Origin of the sequence: Polaribacter sp. PL03, assembly GCF_033875165.1 — a bacterium.
Taxonomy (GTDB): domain Bacteria; phylum Bacteroidota; class Bacteroidia; order Flavobacteriales; family Flavobacteriaceae; genus Polaribacter.
In genome coordinates this window covers 280,607-299,009 of sequence record NZ_JAWZSV010000001.1, presented here as the reverse complement: position 1 = coordinate 299,009, position 18,403 = coordinate 280,607, and the positions used below count along the sequence as shown (strand labels likewise).

The following is an 18,403-nucleotide window of genomic DNA, read 5'->3' as shown; positions in this document are numbered from 1 at the left end:
AGAAAGCAGTAACTAATTAGACACATTTATTAACTAATAACTTATTTATGAAACAAAAGTATTTATCAAAATTATTTACAATTGCTTTTATGTTTATGCTACCTCTAGGGTTAATGGCACAAACTATTAAAGGAAAAGTAACGGACAAGTCTGGAAGTGCGTTACCATATATGAATGTTCTAGTAAAAGGAACTTCTATAGGAACTACAACCAATGATTCTGGTGAGTTTAGCTTAAACGTTAAAAGTTTACCGGTAACTATAATGGTATCTTCTATAGGTTACAAGTCGAAACAAGTAAAAGTAACAAGTGCTTCTTTCTTAAATATTTCAATTGAAGAAGGAGATGAATCTTTAGGAGAAATTGTAATTACAGGATCAAGAACTCCTGCAAGAAGTAATACAAAAAGTCCTTTACCAATAGATATTGTATCTGCAAAAGATTTAGTTTCTACAGGTCAAACTACTTTTGATAAAGCTTTACAATACAAGATTCCATCTTTTAGTACGGTACAAACACCGGTTAATGATGCAACTTCTTTATTAGATCCGTATGAAATTAGAAACATGGGACCAAGTAGAACGTTAATTCTTATTAATGGTAAACGTAAAAATTTAAGTGCATTATTATACACACAAACTTCTCCAGGTAGAGGTGAGACTGGTTCAGATATTTCTGGAATTCCAATTGATGCAATTAAAGATATACAAGTATTAAGAGACGGTGCATCTGCACAATATGGTTCTGATGCAATTGCAGGTGTAATTAATATTATTTTAAAAGATAGCCCAGATGCTGGTTCTGCAACATTAAGAACAGGAATTACTGCAGAAGGAGATGGAGAAATGTTTGGTGTTTCTGTAAACAATGGTTCTTCTATTGGAGACGATAACGGTTTTATAAATTATACAGTAGATTTTTCTAAAACATTGGTATCTAACAGACCAGGAACAGTTGATGCTGCTGGTGAAGCTGCAGATTTTGGAGCAAATATTGCAGATGTTCAAGAATTTTTATCTAGAAACCCAGATGCTAATAACATAAATGGAGCACCTGAAACTGCTGCTGCAAAATTTTTAATTAACGGTGAATACAAATTAAGCGAAGAGTCTAAGATGTATTTTAACGGTGCTTTTATTAATAAAAAAGTAAATTCTTTTGCAAATTATAGAACTCCTTATTGGAGAACTCTTGGAGATAACCCATATTTAGCAGATTTTTTCCCTGGAGATCACCCAACAAATGCTGGTGGTTATGATGGTTATGTACCAACATTCGAAGGAGACTTAAATGATTATAATGCTACTATTGGTTTTAAATCTGTAATTAACGATTGGAATGTAGATGCTAGTTTTACAACTGGTGGAAACTCTCAAACTTATAAAGTAAGTGATTCTCATAATAGAAACGTTGTATATTCTCCATCTACTTGGGTAGATGCAAATAATAACGGAACTATAGATCAAGGTGAAGTTACAGAAGGTTCTCAATTATACAGAGAAAATTCTAAGAGATCTTTCGATCCAGGAGGAACAGGGTTTTATCATAATGTTGGAAATTTAGATATTTCTAAAATTCTTACAGATAACTTAAGTGTTGCTTTTGGTACAGAATTTAGATATGAAACTTTTGAAATTATTGAAGGAGAATTAGGTTCTTATGATGGTGGTGGTGCAGATTCATTTGCAGGAAATAGCCCAGAAAATTCAGGGAAATTTACACGTTACAATTTTGGTGGTTATGCATCTTTAAATTGGAACCCAACAGAAAACTTAACTTTAGACGGTACAATTAGAAGTGAGAATTATTCAGATTTTGGTAATGCTTTTGTTTGGAAAGCAAGTGGAGCTTATACATTTAATGACAAGTATACTTTAAGAAGTTCTGTTTCTACAGGATTTAGAGCACCAACATTACACCAAATTTATACACAAAAAGCACAATATAGTTTTGTTCCTGGTCAAGGAATTCAAGTAGGTGGTTTGGTAAATAATGTTTCTTCGCAAGCAGGTCTTTTAGGAATTGATAAATTAGATGCAGAAACTTCTACAAACTTTACATTAGGTTTAGGAGGTAAAGTAAATAGAAACTTAAGTTTTACTGTAGATTACTATAGTATTAATGTTGAAGATAGAGTTGTTTTAAGTACAGAGATTGGAGCTACAGCTGCAGGAAACACTGCTTTAGATCAAGTTTTAACAAACAACAATTTAAGTGATTTAAGTTTCTTTACAAATGCCATAGATACAAAAACTTCTGGTATTGATGTTGTTGTAGGTTATAATAGAATTGAAGTAGGAGAAGGTAAATTAGGTTTTAACTTATCTGGAAACTATGTAATAGAAAATGCAAGAGATGGAGACGTTAAGAATCCTCAAATTGTTGCAGATGCAGGACAATCTGTAGTTAACGAAACTCAAGAAGCTTTGTTTTTTACTTCTAGACCAAAAACTAAATGGATCTTAGGAACTACTTATGATATTGGTAAATTCGGATTTTCTTTGAATAATACTTACTTTGGTAAAACTAAATTTGCACAACAAGGATTACAAAATTTAGAAAGCCTTTTTGTAAATGCAGCAGATATTCCAGCAGGAGCAGTACAAGATGGTGGTTCAGATTTAAGAACAGAATTTACACCAAAAGTTGTTACAGATTTAGGTATTAACTTTAATGCTACTGAAAAGTTAACATTATCATTAAACGTTAACAACTTGTTTAATGTATTACCAGAGTGGAGTTTTACAAATGCAACTGCAACAGGTCAAGCAATTCTTGATGGTGCTGCTGTTACAAACTCTCCATCTAACTTAATTACTTTTAACCAACGTTATTCTCAAATGACTTATGATGGTTATCACTTTAGTCAATTAGGTACAATGTTTAATTTATCTTTAAATTACCAATTTTAAAGAATAATTATATTTGATTAATTAATTAAATATGCTACTCATTAGAGTAGCATATTTTTTTGTATTATTATACTATTTGTTCTTAAAAGATGTGCTTAGAAATATTAAGAAAAGGTTTAATTATCTGATTGTCTTATTATTGTGAGTTAGTCCTGTTTAAGCGATGCATAAAGGTATTTCTCATTTTTTTTTAATGAATATTAAAATAAAAAAAAACGATTTGTGTTAATATTCATTGCTCTTGTAAATTAAAACGTTAATTTTAGTTAAATAAAATTCAAAATAAATAATTATGAAACAAAAAAACACCCACAAACTTTTAATGTTTACTTTTTTGTTTTTGCTGCCCCTAGCTATGGTTGCTCAAACTATTAAAGGTAAGGTTACAGACACTTCAGGTGAAGTATTACCTTATATGAATATTTTAGTAAAAGGAACATCAAACGGAACCACAACAGATGATAATGGAGAGTTTAGCATTACAGTAAATAGTTTGCCAACTACTATTATTGTTTCTTCTATTGGTTTTGAAACAAAGACTGTAAATGTAACTTCTAAATCTTCATTAACAATTGTTGTTAATGAAGACAATGTATCTTTAGGAGAAATTGTTATTATTGGTTCTAGAAACCCAAATAGATCTGCTATAGATTCTCCTGTACCTATTGATATTGTAGATATAAAAGAATTAGTATCATCATCACCACAGGTTAATTTAAATCAAATTTTAAATTTTGTTGCACCTTCTTTTACATCGAATACACAAACAATTTCAGATGGTACAGATCATGTAGATCCTGCTTCATTAAGAGGTTTAGGTCCAGATCAAGTATTAGTTTTAATCAACGGAAAAAGAAGACATACTTCTTCTTTAATAAACGTTAACGGTACTTTTGGTAGAGGTTCTGTTGGTACAGATTTAAATGCAATACCAGCAGCAGCAATTAAAAGATTAGAAGTATTAAGAGACGGTGCAGCTGCACAATATGGTTCAGATGCTATTGCAGGTGTTATTAATATTGTTTTAAATGAAACCGTAAACGAGTTATCTTTAGCAGTAACTACCGGAGCTAATTTTAGTAAAAATGCAAATGCACAAACAGGTGGTGTTGATGGAGAGACTACAAATATTAGTGCAAGCTACGGATTGCCTTTAGGTGAAAATGGTGGTTTTATTACTTTTTCTGGAGATTTTGATGTTCGTGAAGCTTACAACAGAATGAAAGAATGGGAAGGAAATATTTTTAATGGATATAATGTTGTAGAGAGATTAGCAAACGCATCTAATTATGATACTACAAGGTTTTTGTCTTTAGCAAACGGATTAGATCCTGCATCTAACGAATACAGTACTATTTTAAATGACTTAAAAGGTTTTGCAAATACGGCAGGTTATACCACAACTGCTGGAGATAATTTATCTGATTTACAAACGCTTTTAGGAGTTGATGCAACTACATCTGAGTTAGCTGCAAGAAATTTAAATAGAACCGATTTTAATATGAGAGTTGGTCAATCTAAAGTTCGTGGAGGTAGATTTTTTGCCAACTTTAAATTACCTTTAGATGATAACGGTACAGAAATCTACTCTTTTGCGGGTTTAAGTTCTAGAGATGGTAATTCTGCAGGTTTTTATAGATTGCCTAACCAAAGTAGAACATATACACCAGCTTATAACAATGGTTTTTTACCAGAAATTAATTCAACAATTTCAGATAAATCGATAGCTGTTGGTATTAAAGGTAAAATTGGTGAATGGAGCGTAGATTTTTCAAACACATATGGTAGAAACGCATTCGATTATAGAATTGGTAATACATACAATGCTTCTCAAGGGCAAGCATCTCCAACAACTTTTGATGCTGGTGGATTTGCATTTTCACAGAATACTACGAATTTAGATTTATCTAAATTTTATGAAGATACATTTGAAGGATTTGGTGTTGCCTTTGGTGGGGAACATAGAATAGAAAACTATGAAATTATTTCTGGTGAAGAATCTTCTTACACACAATACCAAGCAGATGGACAAGCATTTAGTGGTGTAGCTGGTACTACTCCTTTAAAAGATTTTTTCGGAAATTCTAGACCAGGTGGTTCTCAAGTATTTCCTGGTTTTGGTCCTAAAAATGAGTTGGCAAGAGCACGTAGTAGTGTCGCAGCATACTTAGATTTAGATGCAAAGTTTTCAGAGGTATTCTCAACAACTTTTGCAACACGTTATGAAAATTATTCAGACTTTGGTTCTACTGTAAACTTTAAGTTAGCGTCAATTTATAAAGCATCTGATAATTTTAGAATTAGAGCTTCTTTTAATACTGGTTTTAGAGCACCTTCTTTACATCAATTAAACTATAACTCTACATCTACTATTTTTCAAGATGGTCTTCCTGTAGAGGTAGGTACGTTTGCAAATGATAGTAAAGCAGCACAATTATTAGGAATTCCTCAGTTAAAAGAAGAAACGTCTAATAGTTTTAGTGCTGGTTTTACAGCAAAGTTACCAGAATCTAATATTACTTTTACTGTAGATGGTTATAGCGTAAATATAAAAGATAGAGTAGTTTATACAGGTCAGTTTAAGCCAACTTTAGATACAAATGGTGTACCAATTGATGCAGCAAATTTAGAGCTTTCTAACTTATTGGTTCAAGCAAATGCTACAGCAGCTTCTTTCTTTGCAAATGCCATAGACACTAGATCTACAGGTGTAGATGTTGTAATTTCACACAAAGCAAATTTTGGAAAGAATACAAGATTAAAAACAGATTTATCAGGAACTTTTTCTCAAACAAGACAAGTAGGAGGAATTAATTCTTCGCAAATTTTGAAAGATGCAGGGCAAGAAAGTACTTATTTTCCAGAAGATAGTAGAATCTATTTAGAAGAGGCAGTACCAACTACTAAAGTGAACTTAACAAATAGCTTAACTTCAGGAAAGTTTAATGTTTTCTTTAGAAATGTTTACTTTGGTAAAGTGTCTGAGGCAACAAACTCGATTGCTAATCAACAAAATTTTAACTCTAAAGTGGTTACAGATTTGTCTCTTGGTTACAAAGCTACAGAAGATTTAACATTAACTATAGGTGCTAATAATTTATTAGATGTGTATCCAGACAGAGCTATTGAAGCAAACCGTAGTAGTGGTCGTTTCGACTGGTCTAGAAGATCTCAACAATTTGGTGTTAGTGGTCGTTTCTTATTTGCAAGAGTAAGTTTCAATTTAAAATAACCTAATTAACTAGAATAGAAAAAAGCGGCAAATTGCCGCTTTTTTTTTGTTATTATAATATCTAAAAATAAATCTATTTTTATTTATTTTCTAATAATTTAAATTTTTCTGCATAAACACCATAAGTGTAATATTGTATCCAATCGCCAAGATTAATATACAAGCTATTTTCTTGTAATTTTATTTCTAAAGGCAGGTGTCTATGTCCAAATACAAAATAATCATAATGTTTTTCTGTTAGTTTCTTTTTACAATATTGAACCAACCATTCATTTTCTTCCCCTAAAAATTTAGCATCTTCATCGCCAGAAATCATTTTATTTTTTACAGACATATATTGGCCTAATTTAACACCAATATCTGGGTGAAGCCATCTAAACATCCATTTAAATAAAGGAAAAGTAAACACTTTTTTCATGCGTTTATATCCTTTATCTCCTGGTCCTAAACCATCTCCATGACCAATTAAAAACTTTTTATTATTGATTAAAAACTCTTGTGGAGTATGATATACAGGAATATTTAATTCTTTTTCAAAATAATCATTCATCCATAAATCATGATTACCAACAAAGAAGTAAATAGGAGTTCCAGCATCTTTAATTTCTGCTAATTTTCCTAAAACTCTAACAAAACCTTTAGGAACAACTGTTTTATATTCAAACCAAAAATCAAATAAATCGCCCAAGATAAAAATAGCTTCAGCATCTTTTTTTATAGTATCTAACCATGCAACAAACTTTTGTTCTCTGGGAAAACTAGCTTCTGCAGTTGGTGCACCTAGGTGTTGATCTGAAGCAAAATATACTTTTTTATTTTCTGAAGTAGTTATTGTTATCATTGCTACAAAGAAAAGCTATTCGTTTGTACTTTCCAACTCCAAAACCTTTTGCAACATTTTATCATCTTTGTGCAGAATTCTATAAAAGCCAACATCACCAAAAAGTACATTTGAAATAGCGGCTTTTAAATATTTTTTAATGCTTTGTTTAGCTTTAAAAGAAGGTTTAATTCTATCTTTAATATCAGATAAATAAGTGTCAAAAATAAGGTCATCTTTGTCAAAATCTTCAATATAAGTGTCGATATTCCATTTTTCTAACTCTTTTCTGTTAGAATCTACATAATCAAAAGCAAAATTATTAATTGTATTAAAATAAAAATTAGACATGTAAGAAGTAGTATCTATAGCAACAAAAACATCTGGTATTATACCGCCACCACCATATACTATTTTTCCTTTAGGAGTTGTAAATTTTAAAGAATCTACAACTTTTATACTATCTCTACTTAACAATTCTCCGCTAGAAATTCTTTGTTGATAGTCTTTATAATAGTTTGTGTTTCCGTTACCAGAATAAGGTTTTTGAATAGATCTACCTGTTGGCGTATAATAGCGCGCAGTAGTTAAACGAACTGCAGAACCATCTCCTAAATCCATTTCTATTTGCACCAAACCTTTACCAAAAGAACGTCTTCCAATAATAGTTCCTTTGTCGTTATCTTGTAATGCACCTGCAACAATTTCTGAAGCAGAGGCAGAGTTTTCGTCAATTAAAACATACAAACCACCTTTTTCAAAATCTCCTTTAGAGGTTGCAAAAGACTCTTCTACTTTATCTTTATTGTTTTTTGTAAATACAATTAGTTTGTCGTCTTCTAAGAATTCATCAACAATACTATTCGCAATATCTATAAAACCACCTCCATTTCCACGAAGATCTAAAACCAAATCTGTCATGCCATCATCCATTAAATTATTTAATGAAGATTTAAACTCTGTATATGTATTTCTAGCAAAACGATCTAGTTTAATATAACCAATAGAATCATTAATCATATATGCTAAATCTACACTTTTAATATTCACTTTACCACGAGTAACTTCTACGTTAAAAAGAGAATCTGTACTTTTTCTATAAATTTGAAGGTCTATTTCTGTATTAGGTTTTCCTTTTAAAAATTTAGGAACATCTCCACTTATCATTTTTTTTCCAAAAAGTGTATCTTTATCAGCCATTAAAATGCGGTCTCCTGCTTTTATACCTGCCATTATACTTGGGCCACCTTTTATAGGTTGAATTACAGTAATTGTATCTAAAATTACTCTAAATTGAACGCCAATTCCTACAAAATTACCTTGCATATTTTCCTTTACAGCTTGTAAGTTTTCTTTAGGAATATATACAGAGTGAGGATCTAATTCACCTAACATTTGGGTAATTGCACCGTCTAATAAACTATCTGTACTAACTTTATCTACGTAGTCGTTTTCAATAAAATTAATTAGTTTTTTTATTTTATTTTCTTGGGATGAACTTTTAGAGAAAGACAATAAATTGCTTGAATTTCCGCCAAAAAACATTCCTATTAAAATTCCGAAAATTACTGCAATTGCTAGAAAAAGTGGAAGGTTATTCTTATTCATATGGTAAATGTATTGTTTTTACACCTGCTTTTTTTAAAAAATCGATTCCAGAAGTATCTCTATAAGAATTTGCATAGACAACTCTCTTTATTCCTGCTTGGTGAATTAATTTACTGCATTGTGTACAAGGTGATAATGTAATATATAAAGTTGCGTTTTTTGCAGATTGGGTAGAACTTGCTACTTTTAAAATAGCGTTTGCTTCGGCGTGTAAAACTTCCCATTTTGTAATACCTTCTTCATCTTCGCAACAATTCTCAAAACCAGTTGGTGTTCCGTTAAAACCATCTGAAATAATCATTCTGTCTTTTACAATTAAAGCACCTACTTGTTTACGCTTACAATGAGAAAGTTTCCCCCATTCTAAAGCCATTTTTAAATAAGCTTTGTCATATTTTAACTGTTTCTTTTCTGTCATAACTACGAAAGTAAAAAGTTTATTAGAATAAAGACGTTAATAATTAGTCAAAATTTAAATTTCTATCCATAACTAGGTAATTTTTATTTAAAAAGTATAATTACTTACGTATTCTTAAACTATAATTTTTTAAAAATAGGAATACACTATTACTAATTCTGATACCTATATTTTAAATTATAACAAAAATATAAGTATACATTTTTTTAAATTGATAATAATTGAATGATTAAGTAAATGATGTGATTACAAATACTTAAAAATAAGTAATAATACTTAGTTTTGTAATTTAAATACGTAATTATGCAAACAGTTATTGTAGTAGGAAATGGAATGGTTGGTTATAAATTTTGTGAAAAATTTGCAGCAACTTCAGAAAGTAAAAATTTTAAAGTCATTGTTTTTGGTGAAGAACCAAGACCTGCTTACGATAGAGTTCATTTGAGTGAGTTTTTCGAAAACCAAGATGCAAAAGCTTTAGAAATGGCACCTGCAGAATGGTATAAAGAAAACAATATCGACTTAATTGTAGATGAAAGAGTATCTGACATACAGAGAGAAACAAAAACAATTATTACAGCAAAAAATAGAGTTCTTAATTACGATTACTTAGTTTTAGCTACAGGTTCCTCTGCTTTTGTGCCTCCAATTAAAGGAGTAGAAAAAGAAGGCGTTTTTGTATACAGAACTATAGAAGACCTAGAAGGAATGTTGGCGTATGCTGCAAAACTTAAAAAGAAAAACCCAAATGCAAGAGCTGCCGTTTTAGGTGGAGGATTGTTAGGTTTAGAAGCAGGTAAAGCAGTTATGGATATGGGTCTAGAGCCTCATATTGTAGAGTTTGCGCCTAAATTAATGCCAAGACAATTAGATGCAAGGAGTAGTAAAGTGCTGCAATTAAAATTAGAATCTATAGGATTAAATATACATTTAAGTAAAGCAACCAATCAGATTTTAGGAGACGATTCTATTACAGGAATGGAGTTTGGCGAAGATGATGTTTTAGATGTAGAAATGTTAGTGGTTTCTGCCGGAATTAGACCAAGAGACGAACTTGGTAAAACTTCTGGTTTAGAAATGGGTGTTCGTGGCGGAATTGTAGTCAACAACAAAATGCAAACTTCCGACGAAAATATTTTTGCAATTGGAGAGGTTGCTTTGTACAACCAAATGATTTATGGTTTAGTTGCTCCTGGTTACGATATGGCTGGTGTAGCGGTAAATCAAATTATTGGAAATGTAGAAGAATTGATGCCTGCAGAAATTGATATGTCTACCAAATTAAAATTAATTGGTGTAGATGTAGCAAGTTTTGGAGAACCTTTTATGCCAGCATCTAAAGGACATTCTGTTATTTTCGAAAATAAAACTCAGCATTTATATAAAAGAATTAACGTAAGTCTTGATGGAAAATCTTTATTAGGAGGAATCTTAGTAGGGGATGCATCTGACTATAATATGTTGCATCAAGTATTTTTAAACGGAATGGCAATTCCAGAAGATGCTGCACAATTAATATTACCAGCAACAGAAGGCGGAGCTTTTGGTAGCGCATTAGATTTGCCAGACACAGCGCAAATTTGTTCTTGTGAAAATGTAACGAAAGGTCAGATTTGTGGCGCCATAAAAGATGGTTCTTGTGAGGATTTAGCCGGAGTTATATCATCAACAAAAGCAAGTACAAGTTGTGGTGGTTGTAAACCAATGGTTACAGATTTGGTAAACGAAACATTGAAATCACTTGGTAAAACGGTTAAAAATGTAATTTGTGAACATTTTGAATATAGCAGACAAGAATTATACGGAATTATAAAAGCTAAAAAACTGACTTCTTTTAATGAAGCGCTAGATACTTGTGGAACCGGACATGGTTGTGAAACGTGTAAACCATTAGTTTCTTCAATTTTTGCAAGTTTATATAATGACACGCCAAATAAAGAAGATGTTACCCAAGATACCAACGATAAATTTTTAGCAAACATACAACGTAACGGAACCTATTCTGTAGTGCCAAGAATTGCGGGTGGAGAAATTACACCAGAAGGTTTAATTGTTTTAGGTACAATTGGTGCTAAATATAATTTATATACCAAAATTACCGGTGGAGCGCGTATCGATTTCTTTGGTGCAGAATTAAACGATTTACCTGCTATTTGGAAAGAGTTAATTGCTGCTGGTTTTGAAAGTGGACATGCATACGGAAAATCTTTAAGAACTGTAAAAAGTTGTGTGGGTTCTACATGGTGTCGTTATGGTTTAGATGAAAGTATCACGTTTGCCATCGAATTAGAAAACAGATATAAAGGGTTGCGTTCTCCGCATAAAATTAAAGGTGGCGTTTCTGGTTGTATTAGAGAATGTGCAGAAGCAAGAGGTAAAGATTTTGGAATTATAGCTGTAGAAGGTGGTTGGAATTTGTATGTTGGTGGAAATGGTGGAGCAACACCAAGACATGCACAGTTATTAGCAGAAAAAATAGACAACGAAACGGTTGTAAAATATTTAGATAGATACTTAATTTATTACATACAAACTGCTGCTCCGTTGATGAGAACTGCTGCTTGGTTAGATAAATTAGAAGGAGGAATAGAGCAATTGAAAAAAGTGGTTGTCGAAGACAGTTTAAATATTGTTGAAGATTTAGAAAAAGAAATGCAATTCTTAGTAGATGCTTACGAATGTGAGTGGAAACAAGCAATTGAAAACGAAGAAACAGAAAAGCGTTTTCAGCATTTTGTAAATTCAGACGATAGAGATGATAACTTGGTATTTGTTCCTTTACGTGATCAAAAAATGCCAGAACTTTGGAAAAATTAATTTTACCAGTACAAAAATAACGTACAATTCTGTTATTTCGATGTAAGGAGAAATCATATAAAGTTGCCCAACATTATGTGTTCACTGTAATGCGACTTCTCTTAAAATCGAAGTGACAGAGCGTTTTAAAAGAACATTTTAAATCTCAATTATTTTCAATATTACTATTTAGTTGAACAGAAATAACAAATATAATTATGGACACATTACTTTTAAAATACAAAACAGTAAAAGAGGCAGATGTAAAAATTTGGTTTAAAGCTGCTCCGGTAAATGCATTTCCAAAAGATGGTGGCGCATGTGTAAAATATAAAGATTTACAAATTGCTGTTTTCAATTTTTCTAGATTAGATAAATGGTATGCTTGTCAGAATTTATCACCAGAAAAACAAGAAATGGTCTTATCAAGAGGTATGTTAGGCGATCATAAAGGGATTCCTAAAATTGCGTGTCCGCTACACAAGAAAACATTTTCATTAGAAACGGGTGAAAATTTAAATGCAGATTTAGCACCTATTGCTGTCTATCCTATTAAGATTGAGGCAGAAAATGTGTATATTGGCTTCTCAGAATAAAGAAAAAAGATGAAGCCAACAAGATTTGAAACTGCAATTGCTATTATTGATAAAAAAAATGCAGAAGATCCGAATATCTACGAAGTTTCTGGATTAGAGTATCCTAAAGAGTTATTATACTCGCAAAGGATGACGAGAAAGTTGCTTCAGTTTGATCCAAATGCCTCAAAAGCAGTTCAAATTTCGGCAAGAGCACAGCACATTTGCCGTTGGAAAATTGGTAGGAAAGAATACCCGATGAATAGAGTTGGATATTTAAAATGGCGTGAAGAGTTAAAAAAAATGCACGCAAATACTACCGGAGAAATTTTAGAGCAAGTTGGTTTTGATGAACAGTTTGTAGATAGAGTTCAGAAGATTATCCTAAAAAAACTAATTAAGAAAAACGAAGAAGCTCAAACTTTAGAAGACGTTATTTGTTTGGTTTTTTTAGATTATTATTTTGATGAATTTGCAGCAAAACATACCGACGAAAAAATTATTGATATCCTTAAAAAAACGTGGGTAAAAATGTCTGATAATGGACATGCAGCAGCGTTAAAAATTCCTTTTTCTGATAAAAGTTTAGCTTTAGTAAAACAAGCCATCTCATAATAAATGTAATTAATAATGACTAAAAAGGGCAATTCATTAGACCAAAGAACGTTTAATAAATTAAGCCGTTTATATATTGTGGCATTAAGTACTATTGCACTTTCTGTAATTATTAGTCAGATTTTAGTTCGCAATCATTTAGAAACTCAAAAAAGTGATTCTACGGTAATTAACATTGCTGGTAGACAAAGAATGTTAAGTCAGAAATTAACCAAAGAAATCGTTTCTCTTTTGGTTTCTTCGGATGAAAAAAATAGAATTCTCCTTAAAAATAAAATAACAGCCACACTTTATTTGTGGGAATTATCTCATACGTCACTTCAAAAAGGAAATGACAGTTTAGGGCTTCCTAAACAGAATAGTGATAAAATAAAAACTAAATTTATAGCAATCAACCCTGTTTTTGATACTATTCAAAAAGCATCAAAAGGAATTGTAGAAAAGTTAGGGAATGCTACTGTTTCTGTAGAAGAATTAACTGGAGATATTAAAAAAGTAACTAACAATGAAGGTTCTTTTTTGTTGATAATGGATGAAATTGTAAATCAATACGATTTAGAGGCTGATGAAAAAGTAGTTTGGTTACGAAAATTAGAACTTTCTTTAATGGGTTTAACATTATTGATTCTTTTAGGAGAATTAGTATTTATTTTTTGGCCGGCAGCAAAATCGGTAAAAGCAACATTATCAGATTTATTATTTGCAGAAAAGAAGGCTAAAAAAATGGCTTTTGATGCAGATGAGTTAAGTCTTTCTAAAGAAAAATCAATAAAAGAACTACGTGCTTTAAGTCATGCTATGGATGAAACTTTGTTGTTTGCAAGAGTTTCTCCAAGTGGAAATTTAATTCATATCGGAAATAAGTTTTCTCGTTTATTTAAGTTATCAAAATTTAAGAAAGAGGTATTGTTTTGGACTGTTCTATCGAGCAATGAAAACGAGCAATTACTAATTGAAGACTTAATTAATAGTCATAAAAAAACAGGTTGGCAAGGTGAAGTAAAAGCAACCATAAAAGGCGATATAGCAATTTGGTTAGAAATGTCGATTGTACCTTATAGACCAACAGAAGATAGATCTGAATTGTTAATTATTGCATCAGAAATTACAGATAGAAAAGTAGCTCAAATAGAAATAGAAAGACTTACAGAAGAAAGTTTTGAAGAGAAAATTAGTCAGCAAAAAATAATCTCTAGTAAGATTATTGAAAATCAAGAAAAAGAACAAAACAGAATCGCCAAAGACGTGCATGACGGAATTGGACAAATGCTAACCGGATTAAAATACAATCTAGAAAGCATCAATATGAATGATATTGAGAAAACAACTTTAAAAATAGAACACTTAAAAGAATTAACCACCAATATTATAAAAGGAGTTAGAACTGCTACGTTTAATTTAACTCCACCAGAATTATCAGATCACGGAATTGTGCCTGCAATTACCAAGTTAACGCATGAATTAGGAAGATTAACAGGAAAAGAAATTTTGTTTTATAATAAAACAGGTTTTAACGAGCGTTTAGATTCTTTAGTAGAAATAAATATTTACAGAATTGTACAAGAAGCTATTAATAACGCCATTAAATATGCAGACTCTTCACATATTTTAGTGTCACTTTCTCACAGTAAAAATATTTTAAGTATTGTTATTGATGATGATGGACAAGGTTTTGAACCATCCAAAGTAAAGAAAGTTAAAAATGGAGATGGTGGCATGGGCATGACTTTTATGAAAGAGCGTATTAAATATATAGAAGGGCGTTTATTTTTAAATTCTGAGTTAGGAAAAGGAACTAGGGTTACATTGAATATTCCTATTTAAAAGAAAAGGATCATACATTACCTTAATACTTGTCACTTCGAAGCATAGAGAAGTCGCATAACATTGATAACCAATCAATTTGTCACTTCGAAGTATTGAGAAGTCCCATAACAGTGATAACATAAACCCAATCAGCCTTATGAGATTTTTCCCAAAAGGTCGAAAAGACAAACTATACGTAAAAAAAACCACTCAACTTGTCACTTCGAAGTATTGAGAAGCCGCATAACAGTGATACCACAACAACACAAAGCAAGCCTTAGGTGATTTCTCCTATTGTCGAAAAGACAAACTATACGTAAAAAAAATCACTCAACTTGTCACTTCGAAGTATTGAGAAGTCGCATAACAGTGATACCACAACAACACAAACCAAGCCTTATGTGATTTCTTCTATCGTCGAAATGACAAACTGTACGTAAAAAAAATCACTCAATTTGTCACTTCGAAGTATTGAGAAGTCCCATAACAGTGATACCACAACAACACAAAGCAAGCCTTATGTGATTTCTCCTATCGTCGAAATGACAAACTATACGTAAAAAAAACCACTCAATTCGTCACTTCGAAGTATTGAGAAGTCTCATAACAGTGATACCACATCAACATAAAAAGCCTTATGAGATTTCTCCTATCGTCGAAATGACAAACTATACGTAAAAAAATCACTCAATTTTTCACTTCGAAGCATTGATAAGTCCCATAACAGTGATACCACAACAACACAAAGCAAGCCTTATGTGATTTCTCCTATCGTCGAAATGACAAACTATACGTAAAAAAAATCACTCAACTTATCACTTCGAAGTATTGAAAAGTCCCATAACAGTGATAACCAATCAATTTGTCATTTCGATATGAGCTTTTTTAAGCGATTGAGAAATCTCACAAGAAAATAAGAAGCTGTTTAGCAACTTTATGAGATTTCTCCTATCGTCGAAAAGACAAGCTAAGTGCATTATAAAACTCCTCACTAGATAAATACGTAGTTTTACTTAAAAACCTTATTTTTGTACGTATAAAATAGTTGCAATTATGATAAATGTAGTTTTAGCAGACGACCATGTTTTGGTAAGAGACGGAATAAAAGCACTTTTAGAAGATCAATCAGGAATTACTGTAATTGATGAAGCTTCTAACGGAAAAGAGGCTTTAGAAGTTATTGCTAAAAATAAACCTCATGTACTTATTGTAGATATTCGTATGCCAGAAATGAACGGAATTGAAGTAGTTGCAGAAATTACTAAAAATAAGATTGATGTTAAAACCTTAGTGCTTTCTATGCACGATTCTGAAGAATACGTAGTAAAATCGATACAAGCAGGTGCAGATGGTTATTTGTTAAAAGGAGCGAGTAAAGAAGAGTTTCTAAAGGCAGTAAATAATGTAGCTGCCGGCGATAAGTATTTTACAGGAGATGTTTCTACAATTATCATGAACAACTTTGTTAACGGAAATACTTCTAGAAAAGAAGAACAGAAAACAGTTGTAAAAGAGCTTCCGTTTAAATTAACTAAAAGAGAAAGACAAATACTTGCTTTAGTCTTAGAGTTAAAGAACAATAAAGATATTGCTGATGAATTAGCAATTAGCAAGCGTACGGCAGAAGTACATCGTTTTAACTTAATGAAGAAACTAGAAGCTAAAAACCTTCAAGAATTAACAAATAAGGCAAAAGAGTATCAATTGATATAGTTTTGTAAACAGAAATACCTCTGATAATCTTTACGTAATAATTAATACTTACTTTTTCGTTTGACTTTTCTTTAACTTATCAATTACAAATACACTGTATATCATAATTAATAATCCAAGAATCATAGCGGTATACTGTAAAGTTTTATAATCAGCTAACAATGTCATTCCAAGTGTTGAAAATACCATTCCTATTACAAATAGGTTTATTCCTTTATTTTTTTTCATTTTTATTTACGTTTATATTTAGTTGATTAGTAGTGTAATTTAACTATTTGTTACAGTTTATCTCTTACTTTTTAACTGAACAGAGTAAATTTAGACAATATAGTTTTCTCATAACAACTATTTTTCAACTACAATTTTATCATATTCTTAAAAACGCTATTACGTAATTATTAATCTATTAATAATTATAAAATACGTACTTTTTGATATTAAAATTAAGTATTTATACTTAGTTTTGTCTAACTAAAAATATGTATTATGATAAATTTAGCACAAAAAAAATCAACAAAATTAAGTCTATTCGATTTTAAGAATGTAGCAACTCGTACGTTTTGGATCACCTCAATATCATTCTTTCTATGTTTTTTTGCATGGTTTGGTATTGTACCTTTTATGCCAGATGTTGTAAAAGATTTAGGTTTAACACCAGACCAAAAATGGAACTCAATTATTTTAGCCGTTTCAGGAACTATTTTTGCACGTTTACTAATTGGTAAATTATGTGACAAATACGGACCAAGATTATGTTATACATGGTTGTTAATGTTAGGCGCAATTCCTGTAATTTTATGTGGTTTGGTACAAACACCAACTCAATTTTTAGTTTGTAGATTGTTTATTGGTTTTATTGGAGCATCCTTTGTAATAACACAAGTACATACTTCTTTAATGTTTGCACCTAATATTGTAGGAACTGCAAATGCAACTTCTGCAGGTTGGGGAAACTTAGGTGGTGGCGCAAATAGATTAGGAATGCCTTTAATAGCAGCAGCAGTTGTAGCTTTTGGTGTTGCAGATGGTGAGGCTTGGAGATATTCTATGGTAATTGCTGGTATTGTTTGTTTTTTAATGGGAATTGTATATTACTTTTTTACAACAGATACGCCAAAAGGAAATTTTAGCGAATTAAAGGCTTCTGGTGAAATGGTTGTTGCTAAGAAAGATCAAATAGGTTTTTTAGAAGTATTAAAAGATTATAGAGTTTGGATTCTTTTTGTAGTATATGCTGCAAGTTTCGGAATCGAATTAACAGTTTACGGAACCATGGATGATTACCTTCAAAATACCTTTCAATTAGAAAGAGTTACAGCAGGTAATATTGTATTGTCTTTTGCCTTGATGAATATTTTTGCAAGAACTTTAGGGGGTTTCTTTGGTGATAAATTTGGGAAATTAAAAGGACTTAGAGGACGTGTTTTATTCTTGTCATTTATCTTAACATTACAAGGAATTATGTTAATCTCTTTTTCTGGAGCAACAAGTTTAGTTTTAGGAGTTGTCTTATTAATTTTATTTAGTTTAAGTGTTCAAATGGCAGAAGGAGCTACATTTTCTGTAGTGCCGTTTATCAATAAAAAAGCAATTGGTTCTGTTTCTGGTATTGTTGGAGCAGGAGGAAATGTGGGTGCCTTTTTAGCAGCAATGTTATTAAAATCTAAATCTGCATTAGCAGAAAAAACAGCCATTTTAGATAATGAAGGTTTAGGTGAAGAGGTAATTAAAACAGCACAATCTATAGCTTCTTCAAGTGCAGTTTCTAGTGGTTATTTACTAATTGGTTTTGTGGTTGTAGTTACAGGTATTATTTCTTTAGCGATTAAGTTTTCTACAGAAGAGGAAGAAGAACAAGCACCAAAAGGTATAGAAGAACTAATTCCTGTAAGAATAAAAAGTTAAAAA

The 18,403-nt window shown here is 31.3% G+C and carries 12 protein-coding genes; 8 read left to right on the top strand and 4 right to left on the bottom strand.

Translation table 11 applies throughout. The features are described from left to right. Positions 1 to 47: 47 nt before the first annotated feature. Together SHK09_RS01225 and SHK09_RS01220 are read left to right on the top strand one after the other, a co-directional pair. The gene (locus SHK09_RS01225; protein WP_319808945.1) at positions 48 to 2,912 is read left to right on the top strand and encodes a TonB-dependent receptor; all 2,865 of its coding nucleotides are present in this window, start codon (positions 48 to 50) and stop codon (positions 2,910 to 2,912) included. Positions 2,913 to 3,204: 292 nt separating this feature from the next. After that, complete coding sequence (locus SHK09_RS01220; RefSeq protein ID WP_319808944.1) at positions 3,205 to 6,144, top strand: TonB-dependent receptor; 2,940 nt, start codon at positions 3,205 to 3,207, stop codon at positions 6,142 to 6,144. Positions 6,145 to 6,223: 79 nt separating this feature from the next. On the opposite strand, the gene SHK09_RS01215 is transcribed toward SHK09_RS01220, so the two are convergent. Genes SHK09_RS01215 through SHK09_RS01205 form a run of 3 tightly spaced genes read right to left on the bottom strand, consistent with a single transcriptional unit; the run spans position 6,224 to position 8,990 of the window. Then, complete coding sequence (locus SHK09_RS01215; RefSeq protein ID WP_319808943.1) at positions 6,224 to 6,985, bottom strand: UDP-2,3-diacylglucosamine diphosphatase; 762 nt, start codon at positions 6,983 to 6,985, stop codon at positions 6,224 to 6,226. A gap of 15 nt (positions 6,986 to 7,000) precedes the next feature. Next, complete coding sequence (locus tag SHK09_RS01210) at positions 7,001 to 8,572, bottom strand: S41 family peptidase (RefSeq protein WP_319808942.1); 1,572 nt, start codon at positions 8,570 to 8,572, stop codon at positions 7,001 to 7,003. Further along, positions 8,565 to 8,990 (bottom strand): dCMP deaminase family protein, encoded by a 426-nt coding sequence (locus SHK09_RS01205; RefSeq protein WP_319808941.1) that lies wholly within the window; start codon positions 8,988 to 8,990, stop codon positions 8,565 to 8,567. Before SHK09_RS01205 ends, SHK09_RS01210 begins: the two co-directional genes overlap by 8 nt. Positions 8,991 to 9,293: 303 nt before the next feature. Here SHK09_RS01205 and nirB point away from each other — a divergent pair, with 303 nt between their 5' ends. The 5 genes from nirB (at position 9,294) to SHK09_RS01180 (ending at position 16,495) form a co-directional block, all read left to right on the top strand. Next, positions 9,294 to 11,807 carry a nitrite reductase large subunit NirB gene (gene nirB, locus SHK09_RS01200; RefSeq protein ID WP_319808940.1) on the top strand — a complete coding sequence of 838 codons (2,514 nt, stop codon included), beginning with the start codon at positions 9,294 to 9,296 and terminating at the stop codon, positions 11,805 to 11,807. 197 nt (positions 11,808 to 12,004) lie between these two features. Continuing rightward, positions 12,005 to 12,382, top strand: coding sequence for a nitrite reductase small subunit NirD (gene nirD / locus SHK09_RS01195; protein WP_319808939.1), 378 nt, complete (start codon positions 12,005 to 12,007; stop codon positions 12,380 to 12,382). 9 nt (positions 12,383 to 12,391) lie between these two features. Next, positions 12,392 to 12,976, top strand: a complete 585-nt coding sequence (locus SHK09_RS01190) for a DUF4202 domain-containing protein (protein ID WP_319808938.1) — start codon at positions 12,392 to 12,394, stop codon at positions 12,974 to 12,976. Positions 12,977 to 12,991: 15 nt separating this feature from the next. Further along, positions 12,992 to 14,800 (top strand): ATP-binding protein, encoded by a 1,809-nt coding sequence (locus SHK09_RS01185; RefSeq protein ID WP_319808937.1) that lies wholly within the window; start codon positions 12,992 to 12,994, stop codon positions 14,798 to 14,800. 1,035 nt (positions 14,801 to 15,835) lie between these two features. Next, positions 15,836 to 16,495: a response regulator transcription factor gene (locus SHK09_RS01180; protein ID WP_319808936.1), complete on the top strand. Its 660-nt coding sequence runs from the start codon at positions 15,836 to 15,838 to the stop codon at positions 16,493 to 16,495. Positions 16,496 to 16,543: 48 nt separating this feature from the next. Here the strand turns inward: SHK09_RS01180 and SHK09_RS01175 are convergent, their stop codons facing one another. Beyond that, entirely contained in the window at positions 16,544 to 16,723 is a 180-nt protein-coding gene (locus SHK09_RS01175) for a hypothetical protein (RefSeq protein WP_319808935.1), read from the bottom strand. A 258-nt stretch (positions 16,724 to 16,981) separates the two neighbouring features. Here SHK09_RS01175 and SHK09_RS01170 point away from each other — a divergent pair, with 258 nt between their 5' ends. Continuing rightward, complete coding sequence (locus SHK09_RS01170; protein WP_319808934.1) at positions 16,982 to 18,400, top strand: MFS transporter; 1,419 nt, start codon at positions 16,982 to 16,984, stop codon at positions 18,398 to 18,400. Positions 18,401 to 18,403: the final 3 nt, after the last annotated feature.